Origin of the sequence: Neobacillus mesonae (assembly GCF_023715155.1) — a bacterium.
Classification (GTDB): domain Bacteria; phylum Bacillota; class Bacilli; order Bacillales; family Cytobacillaceae; genus Neobacillus; species Neobacillus mesonae_A.
In genome coordinates this window covers 17616-40389 of record NZ_JAMBNQ010000013.1, presented here as the reverse complement: position 1 = coordinate 40389, position 22774 = coordinate 17616, and the positions used below count along the sequence as shown (strand labels likewise).

General features: G+C 37.5%; 19 protein-coding genes. 5 read left to right on the top strand and 14 right to left on the bottom strand.

Annotated features, from left to right (window positions below; all coding sequences use genetic code 11):
• Positions 1 to 172: 172 nt before the first annotated feature.
• Both M3183_RS12895 and M3183_RS12890 read right to left on the bottom strand, forming a co-directional pair.
• Positions 173 to 823, bottom strand: coding sequence for a hypothetical protein (locus M3183_RS12895; RefSeq protein ID WP_251470273.1), 651 nt, complete (start codon positions 821 to 823; stop codon positions 173 to 175).
• Between the two features lie 126 nt (positions 824 to 949).
• On the bottom strand, positions 950 to 1300 hold the full coding sequence (locus M3183_RS12890; RefSeq protein ID WP_251470272.1) for a hypothetical protein: 351 nt from the start codon (positions 1298 to 1300) through the stop codon (positions 950 to 952).
• Positions 1301 to 1513: 213 nt separating this feature from the next.
• On the opposite strand from M3183_RS12890, the gene M3183_RS12885 reads away from it, so the two are divergent.
• The 4 genes from M3183_RS12885 (at position 1514) to M3183_RS12870 (ending at position 7327) form a co-directional block, all read left to right on the top strand.
• The gene (locus M3183_RS12885; protein ID WP_251470270.1) at positions 1514 to 3352 is read left to right on the top strand and encodes a sigma 54-interacting transcriptional regulator; all 1839 of its coding nucleotides are present in this window, start codon (positions 1514 to 1516) and stop codon (positions 3350 to 3352) included.
• Positions 3353 to 3518: 166 nt separating this feature from the next.
• Positions 3519 to 4859, top strand: a complete 1341-nt coding sequence (locus M3183_RS12880) for a GntP family permease (RefSeq protein WP_251470268.1) — start codon at positions 3519 to 3521, stop codon at positions 4857 to 4859.
• A 17-nt stretch (positions 4860 to 4876) separates the two neighbouring features.
• On the top strand, positions 4877 to 5785 hold the full coding sequence (locus tag M3183_RS12875) for an NAD(P)-dependent oxidoreductase (RefSeq protein ID WP_251470266.1): 909 nt from the start codon (positions 4877 to 4879) through the stop codon (positions 5783 to 5785).
• 12 nt (positions 5786 to 5797) lie between these two features.
• A complete protein-coding gene (locus tag M3183_RS12870; protein ID WP_251470263.1) occupies positions 5798 to 7327 on the top strand; it encodes a CoA-acylating methylmalonate-semialdehyde dehydrogenase in 1530 nt (509 codons plus the stop codon).
• Between the two features lie 377 nt (positions 7328 to 7704).
• On the opposite strand, the gene M3183_RS12865 is transcribed toward M3183_RS12870, so the two are convergent.
• The 12 genes from M3183_RS12865 to M3183_RS12810 all read right to left on the bottom strand — a co-directional run bounded on the left by M3183_RS12865 (position 7705) and on the right by M3183_RS12810 (position 18713).
• Positions 7705 to 8031, bottom strand: coding sequence for an antibiotic biosynthesis monooxygenase family protein (locus M3183_RS12865; RefSeq protein WP_251470260.1), 327 nt, complete (start codon positions 8029 to 8031; stop codon positions 7705 to 7707).
• A gap of 99 nt (positions 8032 to 8130) precedes the next feature.
• Positions 8131 to 8823, bottom strand: coding sequence for an SDR family oxidoreductase (locus M3183_RS12860; RefSeq protein WP_251470257.1), 693 nt, complete (start codon positions 8821 to 8823; stop codon positions 8131 to 8133).
• Positions 8824 to 9154: 331 nt separating this feature from the next.
• On the bottom strand, positions 9155 to 10312 hold the full coding sequence (locus M3183_RS27315; RefSeq protein WP_251470255.1) for a M20/M25/M40 family metallo-hydrolase: 1158 nt from the start codon (positions 10310 to 10312) through the stop codon (positions 9155 to 9157).
• 4 nt (positions 10313 to 10316) lie between these two features.
• Positions 10317 to 11342 (bottom strand): phosphotriesterase family protein, encoded by a 1026-nt coding sequence (locus M3183_RS12850; protein WP_251470252.1) that lies wholly within the window; start codon positions 11340 to 11342, stop codon positions 10317 to 10319.
• Between the two features lie 14 nt (positions 11343 to 11356).
• Positions 11357 to 12370 carry an ABC transporter permease gene (locus tag M3183_RS12845; RefSeq protein WP_251470251.1) on the bottom strand — a complete coding sequence of 338 codons (1014 nt, stop codon included), beginning with the start codon at positions 12368 to 12370 and terminating at the stop codon, positions 11357 to 11359.
• Positions 12367 to 13125, bottom strand: a complete 759-nt coding sequence (locus M3183_RS12840) for an ATP-binding cassette domain-containing protein (protein ID WP_251470249.1) — start codon at positions 13123 to 13125, stop codon at positions 12367 to 12369. The genes M3183_RS12845 and M3183_RS12840 overlap by 4 nt, the downstream gene beginning before the upstream one ends.
• Positions 13126 to 13194: 69 nt before the next feature.
• A complete protein-coding gene (locus M3183_RS12835; RefSeq protein WP_251470428.1) occupies positions 13195 to 14178 on the bottom strand; it encodes a substrate-binding domain-containing protein in 984 nt (327 codons plus the stop codon).
• Positions 14179 to 14200: 22 nt separating this feature from the next.
• Entirely contained in the window at positions 14201 to 15130 is a 930-nt protein-coding gene (locus M3183_RS12830) for a ribokinase (RefSeq protein WP_251470247.1), read from the bottom strand.
• A complete protein-coding gene (locus M3183_RS12825) occupies positions 15127 to 15987 on the bottom strand; it encodes a BtpA/SgcQ family protein (protein ID WP_251470245.1) in 861 nt (286 codons plus the stop codon). The genes M3183_RS12830 and M3183_RS12825 overlap by 4 nt, the downstream gene beginning before the upstream one ends.
• 31 nt (positions 15988 to 16018) lie before the next feature.
• Entirely contained in the window at positions 16019 to 16759 is a 741-nt protein-coding gene (locus M3183_RS12820; protein WP_251470243.1) for a glutamine amidotransferase, read from the bottom strand.
• On the bottom strand, positions 16756 to 17706 hold the full coding sequence (gene rbsK, locus M3183_RS12815; protein WP_251470241.1) for a ribokinase: 951 nt from the start codon (positions 17704 to 17706) through the stop codon (positions 16756 to 16758). The genes M3183_RS12820 and rbsK overlap by 4 nt, the downstream gene beginning before the upstream one ends.
• Positions 17703 to 18713, bottom strand: coding sequence for a LacI family DNA-binding transcriptional regulator (locus M3183_RS12810; RefSeq protein ID WP_251470239.1), 1011 nt, complete (start codon positions 18711 to 18713; stop codon positions 17703 to 17705). The genes rbsK and M3183_RS12810 overlap by 4 nt, the downstream gene beginning before the upstream one ends.
• A gap of 1282 nt (positions 18714 to 19995) precedes the next feature.
• On the opposite strand from M3183_RS12810, the gene M3183_RS12805 reads away from it, so the two are divergent.
• Positions 19996 to 22653, top strand: coding sequence for an Ig-like domain-containing protein (locus M3183_RS12805; RefSeq protein WP_251470236.1), 2658 nt, complete (start codon positions 19996 to 19998; stop codon positions 22651 to 22653).
• Positions 22654 to 22774 lie beyond the last annotated feature (121 nt).

Below are 22774 nucleotides of genomic sequence, written 5' to 3'. Positions count from 1 at the left end.
ACTTCTCCTTTTAACTGCTGCATTCAGAGTTATCTATGTATAATTCTAAAAGAATTACCTTTTGCTTGCAGCGGCAAGGGTGGTTATCTTCCACCCTCATAATATTCACTTGTAATTATATTCTTAAAAATTCATCCATTCTTGGAAAAACCCCACTACATGTCAGACACTACTATTTTCCAAAAAGACGAGCAAATAATCCTTTATTCTTCGTATTCTGCTTTTTCACCTCCTCACGTGTAGCAGCTTGTTCTTTCATTTCCTGATTTTTATAGACAAAAAGATCCTCCATACTTTGAATAAATAAATTAGCGTAGGCATCGCAAATCTTATTAACTGTAGTAAAAAACTCATCTGGGTCACAGTTTAAAAAAGAGTCCATAAATGATCTGTTATTTGGATGTAAGAAGGAAAAGAGAAAATCAACTTCCATATCGTTTCGTAATTTCGCATATGCATATGCGAATTCAGCATCCTTTATCGACTCATATAATGTATTTTTGGTTAATTTTCTTTTGTATTCCGCTAAAAAAGACTCCATTTCTTCTTTAATAACATTTTGGGAGTCCGCAATAAAAGCCTCTGCATTGGCAGCGTCCCAAAAAAACTTCTTTTGTAAGCAGCTTTCTAGAACTCTTTTTATAGGAAAACTTGTTTCAGTAAGGTAGGCAATATTTTGGCATAAAGAGGTAAAGTATTCTTCCTCAGATGATACTCGTTTTCTTTTTTGCAGTAAGGTTTCTTTTATGCTTATTTGAATTGTATTTTTATCCCATTGATTTGTGATGGAATCAAATATGGTTGATATTTGTTTATCTAGCATTTTAGTTTTCTCCTCTGCTGTATTTATTCACATTTATCCATGGAATGCCAATCTCCTTATCTCTTCATTCCAATTAAAATAATTCCATAATGTTTGATAGGTATCCAAGCTGTAAAAGGTAACTTCCTACCCATTCCTCTCCTTAATCTTCCGAAGCCTTCTCAAAGCCTCCCGATCTTCATCCGTCAGCTTTTTTGTATCCAACTTACGGTTTTTATCCAAACCAGCACTCTTAATTAATTGCTTGTCGGCCTTTCTTTGGTTCTTTTTCATTCTCTTTCTAAATTTGGCTTCAAATTTATTATCTACATCCATAAAAGGACGAAACGGCAATGTGAAGATGAACCATAAAGGCTTGATGATCAGCCATTTTAATAAAAACCATATGGGTTTAAATACAAGATTTTTAAGTATGGCGAAAACAGCTTTCAGCAGTTCTCCCACGTCTACAATAATTCCCCAGTTCCAGTTATCCAAAAATCCCACTCCCTGCTAAACCATCCTTAAAATAGGCATTCTTTCCTAGTATTCGACAAAAATATCCAAAATCCTCTTCAATTTGTTGTATATAAAGCTGATAATTGTAAATTCCTCGGGCTCTATCCGACTTTAATATAGGAATATGACGATTCTTTATCGAAAATAGTACTATACTAATCTGATTATTTTTCATATTTAGGAGTGAAGATAGTGAGCGATGGTTTTGTCGAACGTAAGGAGATTTTTCCGCAGGAGGAACTGGAAGCTGGCCGCTGGATGATAACAGATTTTCATGTTTTACCTTATACCACCACTTTAAAGGAAGCAGCAGAGTTTTTTTTATCAAGCAAACTAAATGAAGTACCCATTGTGGATCATCAGCAGCATTATTTAGGGGAGTTATCAACAGCTATGGTGATGGAGGCCGTCATTAAAGGGATTTCACTAGAGGAAACTATCGAATATTATTATGACATTACGGTTAAACCTCTTAACTTTTATGAAATTCTTTCTGACCTTTCGCCATTAAAAAAGGCAAGTGTTCCCGTAGTTTATCATGAAAATATATTAATAGGAATGTTAACCCAAGACAATATGGTAAAGGGATTCTCTCAAACTATCCAGAAACTTAGATCTTTTGAAAAAACGGTTGAGTGGTTCCAAGTTTGCTTTGAAAATATTTATGAAGGCATTGTTGTTGTAGACGAAAACGGTTATGTGAAGATGATTAACAAAGCGTATTGCAGTTACCTTGGAGTAGAAAAAGATTGGGCTATCGGGCAGCATATTATCAATGTCATTGATGGTACTCGGCTACATATCGTCCTTCAAACCGGAATCCCTGAACACAATCAAGTACAATTCTTGAAAGATCAAGAAGTGGTTGCCCATCGTATACCTATTTGGAAAAACAATCAAATTATCGGAGGAATAGGGATTCTAGTATTTCATGGGGTATCTGAGTTATATACTATTTTTGATAAAATTCAGGCATTAAATAACAAAACAGAACTTCAAAATCTAAACTTTGAACAGCCGCTGAAAGCAAAGGAAGAACCCATCACTTTTAACCACATTATTGGTGAAAGCAAAGGCATGATCCACTCCAAGAGTATAGCCCGACGCGCAGCAAAATCTCCTGCAACTATTTTGATAACTGGAGAAAGCGGTGTAGGAAAGGAAATTTTCACAAAAGCCATTCATTCCATGAGCAGCTATAAAGATGGGCCATTTATCAGTGTGAACTGCTCGTCTATTCCAGAACATCTCTTTGAATCTGAGTTATTTGGGTATGAAGAAGGGGCTTTTACGGGCTCAAGAAAAAAGGGAAAACCGGGTAAATTTCTCCTAGCACATAAAGGGACTATTTTTTTAGATGAGATTGGTGATATGCCTTTGGAGATGCAGGCTAAAATTCTAAGAGTACTGCAAGAACGTGAAGTGGAACCTGTGGGTGCGACCAAACCGATATCAGTTGATTTCCGTCTAATTGCAGCAACCAATCGGCCCCTTCAAGAAATGGTAAAGGAAAATAAATTTAGAGAAGATCTTTATTACCGTTTGAATGTGATTCCTATTTATATTCCACCATTAAGGGATAGAAAAGAAGATATTCCCCTTCTGATTGGTCATTATATAAAAACGATTTGTCAAAAACATCATATTCCCATTAAAGAAATGAGTAGGGAGACCGTTTCAGCTATGATGTATTATGACTGGAAGGGGAATATTAGAGAATTACTTAATGCTTTAGAAAGATTAATTACATTAGTGGACGAAAACATTATTTATTATGATGATTTTAAGCGCTATTTTCTGGATTGGAATCGCTCCAGCTTAAAAGTGGAAACGAAACAATCCTTATCAGCCGCTGATGAAGTGAATCATTCTAGACCTTTAGAAAAAATGAAACAAATAGAATTAAAGAAAGAAAAAGAGTTATACTTTCGTATCATTCGCGAAGAAAATGGAAATAAGACGCTCGCAGCTAAACGTTTGGGAATATCCAGGGCCACATTGTATAACAAATTAAAGGAATTTAAAAATTAGAACGTCTAAAATAATAGACAACTGTATAAACAAATAGACAAATTGTCTAACTGTTTATACAGTTTTTGTTTTAATTTTCGCAACATTTAGATAGAAACAACTGGAATATTAAGTTGGCACAATATTTGCATTAATATATAGCGAGTAAAATAATAGGGGGTGCCCAATGGTTCTAAGCTTTGTTGGCTTTTTTATTGGATTAATTCTATTAATCATTTTTACAATGCGCGGGGTGAATATTATTATCGCTGCATTGGTATGCTCTGTTGTCCTCGCCTTGTCAAGCAGTCTATCTTTAGAGAAAGCGCTTACGGAGAGTTATATGAGTGGATTTGTTGGATACTTTTCTTCCTGGTTTCTTGTTTATATGTTAGGAGCCATTTTTGGAAAGGTAATGGAGGAAACAAAAGCGGCGGATGCAATTGCGGAATGGGTTAAGGTGAAAGTCGGTGCAAAACGTGCGGTTTTTGCCGTTGTTGCGGCCTGCGCCTTAATGACCTATGGCGGAGTCAGTATTGCGATTGTCGGATTTTCCGTTTATCCTATTGCGGTTTCCTTATTTAGAGTGGCAAATTTGCCCCATCGATTTATTCCTGGAGCCATTGTGTTTGGATCCATTTCCTTTACAATGACGTCACCTGGGTCGCCTGAGGTCCAAAATCTCATTCCAATGGAGTTTTTCCACACACAGCCTACAGGGGGCGGACTCATTGGTTACTTAATCGGTATTCTTATTATGGTGGCGGGCGGTTATTGGCTAAAGTTTATGGTTACCAATGCAGTGAAAAATGGTGAGGTCTTTAAATTACCAGGTTCTGCTTCATCAGGCACAGCTTTAGAAGAAACAGCAGCAGCTATGGAAACAGCCAAAGATAAAGAGAATTTACCGAATATCTTGTCAGCTATTTTACCATTAATTATTGTTGTCGCGGCTTTAAATATTGCTGCAAAGTTTATGTCTCCAACAGGAGCTGCACTAATCGGCTTATTTTTAGGAGTTGTTTCAGCACTCGCCTTGATGGGTAAGTATTCCACTAGTAAATATGGGCAGATTTTTAGCAAAGGGACTGAAAACGCTATCATCGCAACAGTTAATATTTGTGCAGTCGTCGGCTTTGGTTCTGTTGCCAAAGAAGCACCGGCATTTAAAGCCATTGTAGATGCTCTTGTAAATATGCCGGGAATGGAATACGCAGGATTAGCTGCTGCTGTAACGATTATTGCAGGCGTTACCGGTTCTGCTTCCGGCGGCCTTGGAATCGCACTGCCTATTCTAGCGCCGCTATACCAAGCCCAAGGTTTAGATCCTGGAGCTATGCACCGCATCTCCTCCATTGCTTCTGGCGGATTAGATTCTCTTCCACATAACGGATATGTGGTGACCACAATCAGAGCAGTATGTAATGAAACACACCAGCGGGCATATAAACCAATCTTTATTCTAAGTGTTGTTTTACCGATGATTGCCTTAATTATCGCAGTCATCTTATATACAATCTTTTATTAAGTAATGGAGGGAAAAGCATGCAGCAGAAGAAAACAATTGCCTTTATTGGATTAGGTAATATGGGACTTCCAATGGCTAGTAATCTAGTAAAGGCAGGATATTCCGTTTATGGTGTAGATACAAATCCAAATACTGAAGAAAAACTTTCCCAAATAGGGGGAAAAATTGATGTCCCAGTAGAGCTGTTAGTTCAGCAGGTTGATTTTGTATTAACCAGCCTTCCTACACCTCAAGTAGTGGAAACTGTTTACCTAGGTGAAAAAGGGATTATAAAAAATGCCCCTTCGTCCCTTACATTAATTGATTTTAGTACCATATCACCTAAATTAAATGAACAAGTTTATGCAGCAGCCAAAGAAAAAGGAATTGATTATCTTGGGGCACCTGTAAGCGGCAGCGTATCCGGCGCTATAGACGGTACCCTTACGATCATGGCTGGCGGAGAAAAACGAGTATATGAACAATCTCTTCCTATATTAGAGGTGCTCGGGGAAAATTTATTCCATTTGGGAGAGTCTCCTGGTACAGGTACGGTGATTAAACTTTTAAACAACCTCATGATTGGTTTTTATACACAGGCTGTGGCTGAGGGAGTTGCTCTTGGGGAACAGCTTGGAGTAAATCCAGATACAATCTATGATGTTTTGAGTGTCAGTTTTGGACAAAGCAGAGTTTATGAAAGAAACTACAAGAGCTTTATTGCGCAAAATAACTATGAAGCAGGATTCTCTACTAATCTTTTATTAAAAGATTTAAAGCTTGCAAAACAAATGGCTCTCGAGAGCGGCAGTCAGCTGCCTATTGGCGACCAGTTAATTGACCTTTACACAAATGCGGCAGATAAGGGTTATGGTCAAATGGATATGTCTTCAGTCTATTTAATCATGAAAGAATTAAATAATCTCAATCCAGTATCACAATCTTAAGGGGGAATTACAATGACAATCGTTAATAATGAAACTACTACAAAAACTTTAACACATTTTATCGGAGGAGAATTGAAAGCCGGCAAAAGCGACCGTTTCGGAAAAGTTTACAATCCATCAACAGGGGAGGTCACAGCTCTTTGCCCGCTGGCCTCTAAGGCAGAAGTAAATGAGGCAGTGGAGATTGCCCAAATAGCATTCCCAGCATGGAAAAATACATCTGTTGCCAAAAGAGTAGAAGTGATCTTTAAGTTTAGAAACCTATTGGTGGAAGAAACAGATCGTTTGGCAGAAATTATTGGTTTAGAAAATGGCAAAACTCTTTCTGATGCAAAAGGAGAAATTCAAAGAGGAATCGAATCGGTAGACTTTGCAATAAATGCGCCGCACCTGCTAAAAGGGGAGTATTCTGTAAACGTCGGTGGAAAAATTAACTCTTATTCTATTAAACAGCCTTTAGGAGTAGTAGCTGCGATTTCTCCATTTAACTTCCCTGTCATGGTGCCGCTTGCTATGACGACGATGGCTGTAGCCTGCGGGAATGCCGTGATTTTAAAGCCATCAGAACGTGTTCCAAATTCAGCCTTATATTTTGCGGAATTATGGAAAAAGGCTGGTTTACCGGACGGCATTTGGACCGTTCTTAATGGGGATAAAGAGGCAGTAGATACCCTCCTCGCCCATCCTAAAGTAGCTGCGATTTCCTTTGTAGGATCTACTCGTGTAGCTGAACATGTCTATCATGAGGGGACTCGTCATAATAAACGAGTGGCTGCGTTTGGCGGCGGGAAAAATCATATGGTCATTATGCCTGATGCGGATTTGGATCAAGCCGTCACATCATTCCTTGGGGCAGCATATGGTTCTGCTTCACAGAGGTGTATGGCGATTTCAGTGGCAATGCCGGTTGGTAAAGGAACAGCGGAAGCCTTTGTGGCAAAGCTGAAATCTCGTGTTGAAGAGTTAAAAGTCGGCGCTTATGACGATGCCGATGCTGACTTTGGAGCTGTCATTTCCCAAGAATCCAAAGAAACTGTCATAAAATATATTAACGAAAGCCTCGGCGAAGGCGCCCAGCTATGTGTGGACGGACGTAATCCTAAAATAAGTGAGACCGAAAAAGGCTTTTATTTAGGACCAACACTTTTAACGGGTGTAACACCTGACATGAAAATATACCAGGATGAAGTTTTCGGCCCGGCTCGAATTGTCGCAGGTGTGAATAGTTTAGACGAAGCTATTCAATTAATAAACGAGCATGAATATGGAAATGGAGTGACCATTTTCACTGATAATGGAGCAGCCGCAAGAAAATTCACGGAGGAAATTGAAGTTGGTATGGTTGGCGTAAATGTTCCTATACCAATTCCGGTAGGCTACCATAATTTTGGAGGATGGAAAGGCTCAAGATTTGGCGAAGGTCAAATGTTTGGTCCAGATACTGTCCGCTTCTTTACGAAAACGAAAACCATTTCTGAGAGATGGAATAACTCTAAAGAAATTGAAAATAAAACTGAATTTTCATTCCCTAGCAATAAATAGTCAAAACAAGGAAGGCTCCAGCCCCCTTCCCTAGCAGCAAAGAGAAACCACCCCGCGGGGTGGTTTTCTTGTGCTCTAGAGTATTTTTCCGAAAGAAATAAGCACTGATTCCACGCAAAATTCCTTTTAGAATTTCTCGAAGACTTCAAGAACATTTCCCAGATTGATCCCCTTCTTTCCTAAGAAAGGAAAAGAAGATCAACAACCGGCCTCTCACAGTATTCAGCTGCAATTCTATTCTATCATTTTCAAGTACACCTAAAACTCTATCCACTTTCGACAGAATCCGGGTGGTGCCTGGTGGTTGACCCCCAAGAAACTAAAAAAGCAGGCACCAATAATTATAACCCGCTTTCTATAGCTATTCTTTTTGTCTATTACATTTCAAAAAAGTTGTCTCTTTCAACTTTACAAACTCTTAAAGCAAATTTGTTGTACCAATCTGATTTTCCTCTTTCTTGTGCAATTTTATGAGCAGAGTTTTCCTTCCACTCCTTAATTGCGTTCAAAGACTCCCAATAAGAAATTGTAATTTCTTTTTCATTCTCGCAGGCACTTTCTAATCCTAAGAACCCTTCCTGTTGGGAAGCAAGTTCTACCATCTTTTCTGCCATTTTTACATACCCTTTGTCCACTTCAGTCCGTTGAGAGGTAAATAATACTGCATAGTAAGGCGGCTGAGGGGTTTTTGCAATTCCACTCATAAATTTCCCTCCTATCAAAGTCCTTTCCTTATGGAAATGATGTAATTGTAAAGCATCAAACTTGTAAAATTAAAGGATAAATTGAAATGTAATAGCTCCTTAGATTTTATTTTTAATAGTTACCTCTGTGACAATTAAATTTTTCCTTTGCCTGCTGTTTTCTATAATAATTTCAGCGACATCATCCGGGTCCATGAAGTCTTTTATTTGATCCTGAGTATACATCTTATCCCAAAAGGCTGATTTCATCCTACCCATATAGGCGCCGAAAATCCTTATTGGGGTATTCTCTAGTTCCAGTGCTAAACTCTCAGTAAATCCCCGTACTCCAAATTTACTGGCACAGTATACACTCTCGTTAATTTTACCCTCCAGCCCTGCAGTTGAAACAATATTAATAATGCTGCCCTTATTTCTCTTCTTCATATCTGTTAATACTTCCTGTGTGCAAAAAATTGCCCCTTTTAAATTAATATCAATCATTTGATTAACAGAATCTTCGTCTAAGTTTTCAGCACAATCAAAAACACCCACACCCGCATTGTTTATTAATACATCAATTGGTCCAACATTTTCTTTAATGGAATGATAGACCCTTTTAACATCACTTTTAGATGTAACATCGAGTTCATAAATCGAATAGCTTTGCTTTAACATTTCAGCCGTTTGATTAAGTTTTGATTTAGTCCTTCCAATCAAGCAGACATGATATCCTAAATCGGAATACTTTTTGGCTAAAGAAGCACCTAACCCACTGCCCGCGCCCGTTATGACAACATTCTCGATTGTCATGTATTCATCCCTTTCTTTTTTAATTGAAAGTATGATTGTATAGTAGTAGTTTATTCCAAATACTAGACCGCAAGAGAAATGTAAAATCGAATAGAATCTAAGAATTTCTGTATTTCCTCCTGTTGTCTATTATTCTATCCGCAGTAATTTCTAAACCAGATTGACTTAATCGGTTTCAATAGATCTGAAACCATCTTTTCATTATCTGTAAGAGTTACGCTGTTTATTTGTTTAAGGAACGCAAAAACTCAATTGCAGCATTATCATTGATTAGCTTAAATATTTCCCTGCAATCATTCACGTATCTCACTTTATAAAAAGAAAAGCCCGGTCATTGCTTTTCCTTTAATTCCACTAAATCTTGACTCAATAATTCCTTTAAAAATTCTAATACTTTTATCATATTGAGGAACATAGCCTGGTGTGGAACATCTCTTTCAGAATGTAAAATTTCCTGATCATTCACAGTGAACATAACAACAGGTATATCCTTTTGGAAAAATGGAGTATGGTCTGAACCCGGCGGCGGCGGACTTTTCATTTTCCATCTAGAGAAATGAGAACTATTCATTAGCTTGTTACATATTAATTGTTCTAACCAATCAGCACCTACCCAGCACTCCAATTCCTCTCCCCGTCCGAATCCATCAAGATTAATCATTAAGTCAATTTCTTCTAACTCTTTATTTGTCAACTTTTCTACATAGGCTTTACTGCCGGAAAGGGCAAACTCCTCGGCTCCAAAGAAAACAAATTCCACTTGAAAGGGAAGCCTTTGTTGCTGAAACCATTGAATAAGACCCAATAACACAGCTACTCCCGAAGTATTATCATAAGCGCCTATTGTGTTATACATTGTGTCATAATGGGCACCGATTATAATCTTAAAGGTCTTTTTATCTATGAAATCAGAATTCCCTGGAATCCTGACACAAATATTTTGTCCTTCCTTTTCCGGTGTGTGAATCACTTCCAACTCAAAATTCACAAGAATTTCCTTTTGATTTTTCAACTGTTCCTGCCAAAGTCTATATGTATCCTCACCAATAAATAGATGAGGCTTCGTATTATTATTCATAATTAAAGTTTGTGAAAGGGCCTTCCCCCCTAGACGAGCACTAATATAGGCTGCGATTTCACCATGATGAGTAAAAACGCCTAAGCGGGGCCAGTTATACATGTCCCAAATCACAGATTCGCCAATTTCAACAAGCTTCCCTTGAATGACTTTACCACTTCCACTTCCAAGAGCAGGATAAGATTCGACCAATTCCTCACCCGAGGATTCGATGTGTAAACCTGTAAAAGAGACCAGCTCCCAGCCTGGATAGGTAAAGGATTGAATTTCACTTTTAATCCCTAGATTGTTAAGTTCATTGACAAGATAATTTACAGCATCTTTTTCTCCGCTGCTCCCCATTGTCCGGGGGCTAAATACAAGAAGGTCTTCCCACCATTTTTTTAATTGCTCCCTTTGATTACTCTCCACGTTTTCAACTCCCTCTTTCAAAAACACTACGTGGATTTTCAATAAGTATTGTATCTATTTCTTGCTGCGAAACACCCATTTTCCTTAAGCGAGGGACAAAGTTTTCTAAAATATGCGCATATCCCCAGCCTCCATAGGTTTTAAGACAAATCTTTAAAAATACATCATGTGACAGAAGAAGTGACTCTCCATATCCTTTTTCCAGTAAATTAAGGACGGCTTTTGCGTTATCCTCATCAGAAGGTGATTGCCCTTCCGGGAACAAGAGATCAATCCCAATCATGTCATATTCCAAAAAGGCTCCTCTATCAGCGAGAGATGTCTGGTATTCCACATCATCCATACTCGGATTCATATGATCAAGAACTGTCTTATGAACGAAACCGCCTTCCTTTTCAACAATATCGAGAACTTGATGTCCATAACGTTCCCAGCCAGGAAGGTGAATCGTTAAAACATGGCCTGTTTTTTTCTGGGCACGTGCTGCCGCGCGCAGAACTCTTACCTCAAGGTCAGTCATATCAGGACTGATGCCGATTTCCCCGATAATACCTGCTTTAATATCTGTACCATCGATGCCTACTTCTAAATCTTTTAAAATATCATTCTCTATTTCTTCAACTGACCATTCTCTAACATGAGCAGGTATACTATTTTGGAGATAATATCCACATCCCATAATAATGTTCAGGTCTGTTCGTCTGGATAATCGATATAATGCATTCGGATCCCTGCCAATACCAACAGGAGTAACATCAACAATAGTCTTGCCACCGTAATAATAAAATTCTTTAGCCTCTTTTACGGCAACTTCCTCATCTATCATTAATCCATTATCTTTATTCCCATAAGGATCCAGCCTTAACTTTCCTAATATATCCATTGAAACCTTTTGATTGGCAAAATATTTTTTTGGCCCATTAGGCTCTTCCCAAAGGTGGGATCTATCAATATATAAATGTTCATGCATAAGCGTGATTCCCAAATCTTTACTATCAATCTTTCCTTGTACTGTTTGTACTGAAACCATGTTCCCGCCTCCAGTTATTTTCTTCTATTTCCAAAGATTCTAATGTTCAAAATAACAGCTAATAATAAGACCATTCCCTGAATAATCTGAATGATATCAGGAGACACTTGCATTAATATTAATCCGTTTTTGATTACCCCAATGATGGATACACCGATTAAAGATCCCATCATCGTACCTTTACCGCCAAATAACGAGGTACCTCCAAGGACTACTGCAGCAATTACATCCATTTCGAACATTAACCCTATATTGGAAGAACCAGACCCTAATCGTGATGAAATAATAAGACCCGCAAGTGCTGCAGCCCCCCCGCTCATCATATAGGTCAAAAGTTTAATCTTTCTGGTATCCACGCCTGAACGCCTTACAGACTCCTCGTTGGCTCCAATACCAATAACATATATACCAAATCTGCTGCTTCTTAAAGCTATTGCTCCTAAAATCACAATAATGATGGCGATTAAAGCCGCAACTGGCACTCCAAATAACGTCCCAATTCCAATATTCACTAATCCGTGCTCTTTAGCGATGGCAATAGAATATCCTCCGGTAAGCAAAAGGGCAAAGCCTCTAATAAAAATCATGGAGGAAAGTGTTACAATAAAAGGCGGGATATCATGGTATGCAGAAATATATCCATTGACTATACCAACCATAACCCCTGCTAAAAGCACAATAACCAGCGTAATAGGACTATTAAAACCAGCCTCTAATAATATTGCTGTAATTGCGCTCGCTAATGCAATAACTGATCCAACTGAAAGATCAATTCCTGCAGTTGTAATAACAAAAGTCATTGCAACTACCACAATTAAATTTGGGGCTAATTGCTGGATTAAATTCATAAAATTAGAAGAGGTAAAAAACGAGTTCGTGGACATACCAAAGTATGCAGATATGATCAAAAATATTAGAAAAATACTTAAAACCTGTTTATGTTCACCAAACCATGAAAATAGTTTTGTATTAAACTGATACTGTCCCATATTTATATTATTATTTTCAACTTTCTCTTTACTTATCATGATACAGGCACCCCCTCAGGATTTCCCATTATGGACTTAATAACTGATTCGAGTGTATATTGATCAATGGTACGATTATCAATGCATTTTCCTTCATGCAATACCATAAGCCGGTCGCAGACTTCAAATAAATCTTGAAGACGGTGGGTAATCAGAATAACACTTACCCCTGCTTTCTTTACCTTATTAATTAACCCTAATACCATATTTACCTCTTTTACCCCAAGAGCAGCAGTTGGTTCGTCCAAAATTAATACTTTTGGCTGAAAGGCCATTGCTCTAGCAATAGCAACAGCTTGCCTTTGTCCCCCTGACATATTTTGAACTACTAATTTGGTTGAAGAAATATTGATACCCAATTTATCTAATTCTTCACGTGTCCTTTCGTGCAGCTTTTTCTTATCAATCAGTCTGCTTCCAGGCTTAACCGGCTCACGTCCAAGAAAGATATTATTGGCAACATTTAAGGTATCACAAAGGGCTAAATCCTGGAAAACTGTTTCGATTTGCAGGTTCTTTGCATCTTTAGGCTTCTTAATAGAAACCTTTTCCCCCTCAAAGTAAAATTCTCCTTGATCAGGAATTAGAACCCCGCTTAATATTTTCATTAACGTAGACTTCCCTGCACCATTATCACCCAATAAGCCTAGGCACTCACCCTTATAAAGGGTTAAATCTATACCCTGTAATGGTTTAACCGCACCGAAGCTCTTTTGAATATTTTTCATCTCAATTCGAATATCGTTACCTGCCAAAACTTTGCACCTCCAATTTTTTAAAAAGGGCGGAAAAGTAAATGATTCTACTTTTCCGCAAAACTTTGTTTATTTAAACATGTCTCTATATTCGTCAACATTGTCCTTGGTTACAATTGAAACTGGTACATTGAGCTGCTTTTCTACTTTTTCACCATCAATTAATTTTTTAGCTGCCTTTACTGCTTCACTGCCAAACTCATAAGGATGCTGCTGCAGCACCGCTTCCACAAACCCATCATCAATTCCTTCTATCACTTGTTTACTCAAGTCCCAACCGAATAATTTGACCCTGTCCTGAGCTTTCTGAGAGCGAATAGCTGAAACAGCTCCGATAAAAGCAGGCTCACCTGTTGCAAAGGCAAATGTTAAATCCGGGGAACCAGTCATTAGATTTTCAGAAGCTGCTAAAGCTTTCTCCTGCACGTTTTCACCATCGACAGTATTTACAATTTTTAGATTTTTATTATCTTTAATTGTATTTTTAAATCCATCTTCACGTTTGATTTGAATTTCTGAGTTTAGGGCTCCAATAGTACCTAATTTAACAGGTTTGTCTCCATATTCTTTTTTCACATAATCGTTGAAATACTTTCCTAGTTCTACACTAGATTCATAGTTATCAACACCAACCTGCACATCTACAGCATCACTTTTAATGACAGAATCTACAGAAATAATGGGAATTCCAGCCTTTTTGGCCTTTTCAACTACGGATTTCATCCCAGTAGAATCAATAGCATTTACAATGATGGCATCTGCACCAGAACTAATAAAATTTTCTACGGAATTAAACTGGTCTACGGTATTATTATTTGCATTATAGACAGTCAATTTAACGCCTGCTTTCTTTGCCGCATCTTGAGCACCTTTAACCATATCAGTAAAGAACAATGCTTCCTGATTAATAACTGTCATAGCAATTGTTACTTCTCCGTCGTCCTTTTTAGAGCTATCTCCCTTACTCGTTCCTGAAGTATCATCGACTTGACCGCAAGCAGCTAATAGAAAAATCAGCATACCTGTTAGAATACCACTCACCCATTTTTTCATTGTCACAAAAACCCTCCTCTTTCTAACTCATTGATTTTTTTATAAAATCTTCTACTTCCTTTTTAGAAGGAAGTGAAGGCAGAGCCCCTTTTTTTGTTACAGATATCGATGCAGCTGTAACTGCCTTTTCTGCTGCCTTTAATAGATCTCTTTCTTCTAACCAATACGTCACAAGAGCCCCGCAAAAACAGTCACCCGCAGCAGTTGTATCGACAGATTGAACACTTGGGGATGGTACATGCTGTATTCTATTGTTCTCTCCGATTATGGCCCCTTTATTTCCCATTGTGATAATGACATGTTCATGACCCTGTTCTAATAATTCTTTTACAATAAATCTTCCATCCTCTAAAGTTGAAACATGTGAACCTGTTAACTGTCCTGCTTCCACCTCATTAATGATGAGAAAGTCTGCCAATCTTCTAATTTCGGGGTCTAGCGGCACAACAGGTGCTAAATTCAAGAAAACAGGAATATTCAGCTCCTTTAAGGAGGTTATGATAAAACTTGCAACTTCTAGGGGCATCTCTAATTGAAGGAGTGCTGCAGATGCATGTTTGGCCGTCTTCAGAGATAACCGTACCTCTTCCTTCGTTAATTCTTTATTTGCATTCTGATTTGTAATGATAAAGTTTTGCCCTGCTTCATCGACTATAATAATGGAAGAACCAGTAGCAGTTATGGGAGAAGAGTAAACATAATCTGTCATAATCCCTTCGTTACTTAAAACCCCTTTCAACACACCTGCATAGGAATCACTACCAACTTTTCCGACCAAAGCCACCTGTTTCCCTAATCTCTGCACAGTTACAGCTTGATTTGCCGCCTTCCCCCCGGGTATTTCTTGAAATTCAAGAGATGAGATAGTCTCCCCTATCTCGGGAAATTGAGGTACATAGGCAACTAAATCCATATTAATTGTTCCGTATAAAATGGCATCAATCTTACTCAATCAAACCTAACCCCCCTTTCCCTAACCGTTTGTACCTCTTTCATAAATTTGAGTACTTCCTGTTTTGATACGGGATTCCACCATTTTCCCTCTTCTTTTATAGAGCTCCCTATAATACAGCCATCTGCAGCTGAAAGGATTTTTTCTGCATTATTAACATTCATTCCACTGCCGACTATAACAGGCAGCTCTGTATGTTCTTTGATCCCTAGTACCTCAGAAATTTCTGTTTCATTTCCGGTCCGTGTTCCGGTAGCAATTAATACATCTGCGTCAAAGAAAATGGCGTCATGTGTTTGATCAGCCAAACTTCGATCAGCAATAATAGAATGACTGCCATGCTTCACATGGACATCGACGAACATCTTTATATTTTCACCTTTAATTTGGGACCGATATCTAGCCGCCTTTGCAGAGGCTCCTTCAACAAACCCTTCGTTAGCAACATACGCATTTACCCATTGATTCACCCGTACAAATGATAAGTCAGCAGCTTTTGCAACAGCTAATGCTTGTATGGCTCCATTTGCTAAACAATTGATTCCTATCGGTAAATTTGTCTGGCTTTTCAGTCTATTTGCAACAGAGGTCATCGCCGCTACTGTTTCAAATCCAATATCTTCAGGTTTAGAAAAAGGAAGATCCCATGCATTTTCAATGATGACCCCATCGATTCCGCCTTCCTCAAGTGCGGTTACATCTCTGACGGCCCAATCATACACCTCGTCTAAATTACCGCCTTTAAAATGAGGGGCGCCTGGCAAAGGTCTAAGATGAATCATTCCAATCACTGCACAATCTTCCTTAAATATTTCTTTAATATAATTAGGTTTTTTAGGAAAAATTTTATCTGACATATGTCCCACCTATTTCTCTTAAAATTGTATACTATCGGTTAGTAGCGATAGATTCTAAAATACGAACCCAAACAGTTTGATAAAGTTCCCAATTCACAAAATCCATGGTTCCCCAATGAGGAGCACAGTCACTTGCAAAACATGCCGTCTTTCCCTCGCCATAACCTCCTACAACAATAAAAGGATCATTTTGAACCTTAACTAAGACTTCGCTATTTTCCTTAGCCTTAAATTTGTTATAGCCAAGGAAAACAGGCCATTTATCTATACCTATAGTTATGTGATGATCCTTAATAGTTTCAGGATTCACTCCTTGAGGAATCTCCACCCGATCATCTGTATCCAGCATTTCAACAGGAAGCACTTCAGCTAAAACTGTATTTTTATAATTAGCTTTTGCCTCAATCCCCATAAAGGACAGATAGCCTCCAATCATTAATAATCCGCCGCCTTCATTCACATATTCACGAATTAACTCTAAGGCATTTGGAACCACCTGCATCTGATAAAAAGTTGAGTTTTGCAGTAAGAAGGTATTGCTTCCAATATCACTTAGGACAACAGCATCATATTTGCTTAATTCTTCTACTGATTTAGGAAAGCGGATTTGCACTTCATGGGAAGGCATATAGTCAACACTGACACCGGCTTCTTTTAAACAATTTAATAAATATGATGCACCTTCCTCATATTTTGTTGAAGTAAAGCTGTCATATCCCTTCGTATGTATCATATGAATGACCCAGGATTCTCCAATAAAAAGTATTTTCATAATTTTATATCCTCCTTGTTTAATAATTTTTCTAGCTTACTATCAAATTCTTTTACCTCATCCAGCGTAGGCATACCTGGCTGCCCGCCGGCTTTACAAACAGATAAGGCTGCAACTTTATTGGCAAATAAAATAGCCTCAGTAAATTCCACCCCTTTTCCCAAAGCATATGCTAATCCACCATTAAAACTATCTCCAGCACCTGTAGTATCTACCACCGGTACATCAAACCCTGGTAATGCTCTCATCTCCTGCTGATATGACTTATATAAAACCCCCTTAGCACCAACAGTGGTAATAACATATTTTACTCCCTTCCTAAGAAGAAGATCCATTTGATCATTAAAATCGATATTCTTTGATTCATTGTTTGTTAGAAGTTGTAATTCCGTTTCGTTAGGTGTTAAAATATCGACATTTTTCAATAAATCATCAGGCAGCTTTTGGGCTGGGGCAGGATTTAAAATGACAGTTTTATTAAACTTCTTCGCTATAGACGCTGCATAGGATACCGTCTCCAACGGAATTTCCATTTGCAATAAAACAATATCTGAATCGCGTATTTTATCTTGATGTAAATCAATATCATCTTTGGTGCAATTGAAATTTGCTCCAGGAACTACTACTATTCGATTTTCAGTTTTAGATACAAATATAAAAGCCAAGCCGCTGGTTTCTCCGCTAGCAGATTTAACTGAGGATGTATCAATTTTGTCCTTATTTAAAGATTCCTTTAGTTTATTGCCATAAACATCATCCCCTACAGCACCAATCATTGAAACGTCTGCTCCAAGCCTCGATGCCGCAACAGCCTGGTTCGCCCCCTTACCTCCTGAAAAATACTCCACATTTTCTCCCAAAATTGTTTCCCCATCATCCGGAAACTTAATGGTCTTTACAACTAAGTCCATATTTAAACTGCCAATAACCGTTATTTTAGGTCTCATAATTTCACTCCGATTTTCTTTGTAGATTCACGGATTACCAATGATGCATCTAATTTGATAATTTTTTCGTTAAAATATAAATCTGAAATAAATTTAATTAAACTTTCTGCCGCTAATTTACCTATTTCATAGGTTGGTTGTGCAACTGTAGTTAATTCTGGATTTGTAACCTCTGTAAGGCTTATTCCATCAAACCCGCAAACTGCAATTTGTTCTGGTACTTTTATTCCTCTGCGGTGCAAAGCCTTTAGAGCTCCAATGGCCATCATATCGTTTCCTGCAAAAATTCCATCCAAATCAGGATGTCTTTCAAGCAATGTTTTCGTTGCTTCAATCCCGCTTTCAATTGTAAAATCCCCTGAAGTCATTAAACTAGGTGAATACAAAGGGGAGTCCCTCATAACATCTTCATAGGCCAACAAACGATCTCGTGCGGTACTAATTTCCTGTGGTCCATATATGTGGCCAATCTTTTTACACCCCATATCCAGTAAATGCTCAACTGCCATTTTTGCACCTTTATAGTTATCGACGAAAATGACGCACTCAGTTTCCATATCAGGAATTCGGTCTAGAGCAACCAATGGAATTTTAGAATGCTTAATTTTTACTGCGTCTCTTGGGTTGAGCTTACCCGCAGCAAAAATAATTCCATCAACATACTTCTGTTTTATTAAATCAATATGAGAATTCTTCTCCCCGCCTGATTCATCATAATTACAAAGAATCAAGGTAAAGCCTTTAGAATTAGCTTGTTCCTCAACGCCTTTTGCTAAAGTTGAGAAAAAGGGATTTGTTATATCTGGAACAAATAAAGCAATTGTTTTGGTTTTCTTTACTGTTAAACTTCTAGCAACCTGATTCGGTTCATACTTTAATAATTTGATAGCTTCTTCAACTTTGTCCTTTGTTTCCGTACTAATATAACCTTTGGAATTTAATACTCTTGAAACACTGGCGACAGAAACTCCGGCTAATTTTGCTACATCTCTAATTGTTGCACTCATTTTTTCACCTACGTTATTAATTTCTTATGGATAATCCCCAAAATACCAAGTGTAGGATACCGGTTACATACCATCCTAAAAAAAATTTTCAATTTAAAAGCCACTAAAAATAAAGTGAAACGTAAAACCTACAATTGTATTCTTACTTATAAACACACTTTATAATCTGAAATCAGTTACATAGGTCATTATAAGTATGTTTTCGACAATTTAACTGAATATTCCTAATTGATATATTAATTAGGTAATATTTTCCCGCATTGTTTTATATTTGTCAACATTATTTTTAAAAAATTCCCAAAATTAAATTTAATCTTCCGTTCATAAAAGGAACTCGCTTTATTTTTTTTGGCAAATATTGGTCTAAAATGTTATCTTAGAAATGTTTCATTGAATAAAGTGATGTAACCGGTACCATGTTATTCTCCTGTATTTATCTAGTACTTAGAGAAAGCACAGGAATAAAGTCTATAATTCTAAGATAAGAACAGGCTATCCTTTCACGACTTTCATGGGATCTGCCTATCCGGCTGAGAACCTCTCAATTATTCGCATCTTCTTCAGACGCCACGATACTGCGTTGCACTAGAATAGTCTTCACAAACTTCATCAGCATTTTAGTGGAAGACTTTGACTCTAGAAAACGAGTCTGCTGTAATTCGATTGCATTGTTTATCGAAACATACTCCGGCCTTTAACTCATTCAGTGCAGATTTACTGCACAAGGTACACTGCCCGCGGCATAAAAAAAGAGAAGTGCAGTTAACACTCCTCATACAACCGCTGCCGTTCGGGTGGTAGTGGTTTTGCGGTTATCATTCTTTTGCTTACAAATTTCTGCTTCTAGGTTTACCAAACAAACGTTCATTTGAATCCTTTATAAAACCTACTTAAATCAATCCTTTTAAGCATCTCACCATAAATATTTTGTCAGTTTTAGCTTTCATTTTTCCATAAAAAAGTACTTTATTCCCCAGAAAATGATTTATTTCGCACGAAATGAACTCTACTGCAAATCTTCCCATGTAAACCAGCAATTTGTTGTTGTTTAGGTTGTCTATTATTTTGACTTCACTCAGAAATTTCCATCCTATTATGTTTTAAAACTTCTTTTAAACAATCAATAGTTTGATTGCTCGCTCTAAATCCCCAGTATTTCCCACAATATCCCCATATACCTAATTTTTTCGATTTCAAGTGTTTTATTATACACAAAAGGTTAATTAATAGGTATAATTTTCAATTGTCAAAACATAGAGAGAGAAATGAAGGGGATCGGGAGATGAAGAAGTATTTGATTGCACTACTAACCTTATTGGTATTAGGAGGTGCTGGATTCTTTATTTATAGTCACATAAATAAAGGAAAAGCTGCTACTAGTTCTGCTCTGGTAACAGATGTTAAAACAGAAAAGAGAACGGTCAATCAAAATGAAATGGTGGATGTGCGAACAGATATACCAGTAGATAAAGTCTGGGAGTATTCGTTCGGAGAAGCCTTAGACGAAAAGAGTTTAACCAAGGAAAATATTTATATTTTGGACGATAAAAAGCAAAAGGTAGATATCAATATTCAATTAACAAATGATGGAACGACCATTCTTATTCATCCGCCTGCTGGTGGATATAAAAAAGGCACCAAATTTGAACTAAATATGAAGAAAGATATTAAGTACACATCAGGGCAAAATGTAAGCCGCCATTACAAAATGGAGTTTGTAACGATTCGGGATGAAGTCGAAAAGGCCGTTCTCAATCCGAAGATAAAAACTCTGAAAAAAGAGCAGGTTGAAATTTTGGGAGATCGTTCTCTGAAAATTGATAAAGATGCGGTTAAGGGTCCATTGGCCAAAAATGATATTATCATCGTACCGACTGCAGAGTACCCAGAAGGTCAAGCGTTGAAGATTAAAAAGGTTGAAAAGAATTTTAACCATTATACTGTATCAGTAGGAGAACCTGAATTTGCCGAACTTTATCAAGAATTAAATGTATATAAAACCTATCCTATTACAAGCGATAATTTTACACTTGCAGAAGGAATTGAAGGTGTTACAGTTGAATCTCTTGCTTCCATTCAACCTGTACAAGTTGTTGCCTCTGAAACCATTTCAAAAGGAAATAAAGCGGAGTTCAAAGAAATGGACCCAGGTATTAAAGTAAGGTTAGATAAAGGTTTAAAGGTAAAGTTTGACAATTTCGTTTTGAATAAAAAATACAAACTTGGTATAGATGGAACAATGCATCTATTTTCGCCAAAAGTGACTCCTGATTTCAAAGCTGGATTGATGAAAATCGATCGATTAGGACTAACGTCAAAAATGAAGGTTGATACAAATGTAAAGTTCAAACGGATGGGCAAAGAATTAAGCAACGGAAAAAAAGAAATCAAAAATTTTTCTAAGAAAGTAAAGCTTGGAACCATTGCGATTCCTGTTACTGCCGCTCCTGGTTTAGTAATCAGAGGAGACCTCATGTTACGAGTTGAGGTTACAGCTGAAGGCGGACCAGAACTGCTCGTTACTATCGAAAAAGAAGAGACAAGTGGTGTTCTTTATGAAAATGGTGAGATTGACCACATTTCAAAAATTAAAAATGACATGGATATTGGTATCCAAGGAAGAGGGAAAGCAGAAGGGAAATTTGGACCTTCTGTAGATTTACTTGCAACAGCATTTGGTGTGGTCGGTGTTGGTGTTGAAGGATATGCCGGTGCCAAGATAACTGGTGAAGGGGCTGTTGGTACGAATACAAAAGGTGGTTCTTTTGCATGCGGTAAGATTGACTACGGAGCATTTGCTCAAGCCTCACTGGTCGTTAACACGCCTAAAACAACACTTGCTGAACTGTTAATTAAGGAGCATTCTATTGGTCTAGGTGTCACATTAAACAACTGTCAATCCATAACCGGATTTGCACCAGTAAAACAAATTGAAATAAATAGCGGAGCATCAAAAGAGGTTAAAATTGAGTCTGTTCAACACGATTTACTTAGCATGACGGATGATAATAAAGCAACAGATATGGAAAAGGTAAAGGTTTCTGTTACTCCAAAGGGAATAGTTCAAGTTAAAAAGACAAAAGATGGTTTACAGGTTAAAGCTGAAGAGCTTCCTTCTGAAGAAAAAGCAGCAATTACTTTAACCCAAAAGGTTAAAGATAAGGAATATCAGCTAAAAATACCTGTGGCAATTAAAAATTTCAAACAGATACAGGAAGAACAAAAGGCAAAAGGATCAACAGATGCTTGGGTTGGTGAGTGGCTGCGAACCTCAGAGTACAGTCCAGGGACACTGAGAATTACAAATTTTAATGAAGGTGTACTGGACGTCTCGATGGAAGTTTACAGTGGTGCTAATACAAGTGGAATTGATGGAAAGGCTGCTGTTAATGGAAATAAAGCTAAGTTGGTAGATACAGAATATGATACAGGTTGTCAGTTGGATATGACCCTGCATGATGACTATATTCACATCGAAGAAACCCCTGGTTGCGGCGAAATTGGAGGGATTGGAACTTCCCTGGCGGGGGATTTTAAAAATCCTTCTGCGGCAGCTAATACTAAAAAAGCTACACTTTCATCCCTTAAAATAGTAAACACTACTGTAGATTCTGATATTAAGAAATTGCTAGGCAGCGATTATGATGCACTAGTGTCAAATATGCAAATTGTTGATACAGAAGCTGGTGCAAAATATGGTCTAGAAGATAGTGTTGCCATCGAGGGTGGAGTAAGAGGTTTATATACTTTAAAGGAAGGAATCATCGTTATTGATCCATTCGGTCATTATTATGTAGGATCTATCATAAATGACGGAGAAAAAGTGAAGCAATATACAAATGACGAAGATTATCAGAATAAGATACATCCTGTCATCGATAAGTGGAGACAACGATTCTCTGATTATCCTGTGGAATATGTATATAAAAAGATAAATTAGAACTCTAAACACGAAAAATGATTTGAGGAGCAATTCTATTGCTTCTCATTTTTTATTAAATGACCTTTTACAAACACAAAAATTACTTTGTGTTTATTCGGTTTCTTTTTATCATGATCAT

Coding starts and splice junctions, on each gene's coding strand:
- M3183_RS12895 (WP_251470273.1), bottom strand. CDS start 823: ATGCTAGATAAACAAATATCAACCATATTTGATTCCATCACAAATCAA.
- M3183_RS12880 (WP_251470268.1), top strand. CDS start 3,519: ATGGTTCTAAGCTTTGTTGGCTTTTTTATTGGATTAATTCTATTAATC.
- M3183_RS12875 (WP_251470266.1), top strand. CDS start 4,877: ATGCAGCAGAAGAAAACAATTGCCTTTATTGGATTAGGTAATATGGGA.
- M3183_RS12870 (WP_251470263.1), top strand. CDS start 5,798: ATGACAATCGTTAATAATGAAACTACTACAAAAACTTTAACACATTTT.
- M3183_RS12865 (WP_251470260.1), bottom strand. CDS start 8,031: ATGAGTGGAATTGCAAAAACCCCTCAGCCGCCTTACTATGCAGTATTA.
- M3183_RS12860 (WP_251470257.1), bottom strand. CDS start 8,823: ATGACAATCGAGAATGTTGTCATAACGGGCGCGGGCAGTGGGTTAGGT.
- M3183_RS12850 (WP_251470252.1), bottom strand. CDS start 11,342: ATGGTTTCAGTACAAACAGTACAAGGAAAGATTGATAGTAAAGATTTG.
- M3183_RS12845 (WP_251470251.1), bottom strand. CDS start 12,370: ATGATAAGTAAAGAGAAAGTTGAAAATAATAATATAAATATGGGACAG.
- M3183_RS12835 (WP_251470428.1), bottom strand. CDS start 14,178: ATGAAAAAATGGGTGAGTGGTATTCTAACAGGTATGCTGATTTTTCTA.
- M3183_RS12825 (WP_251470245.1), bottom strand. CDS start 15,987: ATGTCAGATAAAATTTTTCCTAAAAAACCTAATTATATTAAAGAAATA.
- M3183_RS12820 (WP_251470243.1), bottom strand. CDS start 16,759: ATGAAAATACTTTTTATTGGAGAATCCTGGGTCATTCATATGATACAT.
- rbsK (WP_251470241.1), bottom strand. CDS start 17,706: ATGAGACCTAAAATAACGGTTATTGGCAGTTTAAATATGGACTTAGTT.
- M3183_RS12810 (WP_251470239.1), bottom strand. CDS start 18,713: ATGAGTGCAACAATTAGAGATGTAGCAAAATTAGCCGGAGTTTCTGTC.
- M3183_RS12805 (WP_251470236.1), top strand. CDS start 19,996: ATGAAGAAGTATTTGATTGCACTACTAACCTTATTGGTATTAGGAGGT.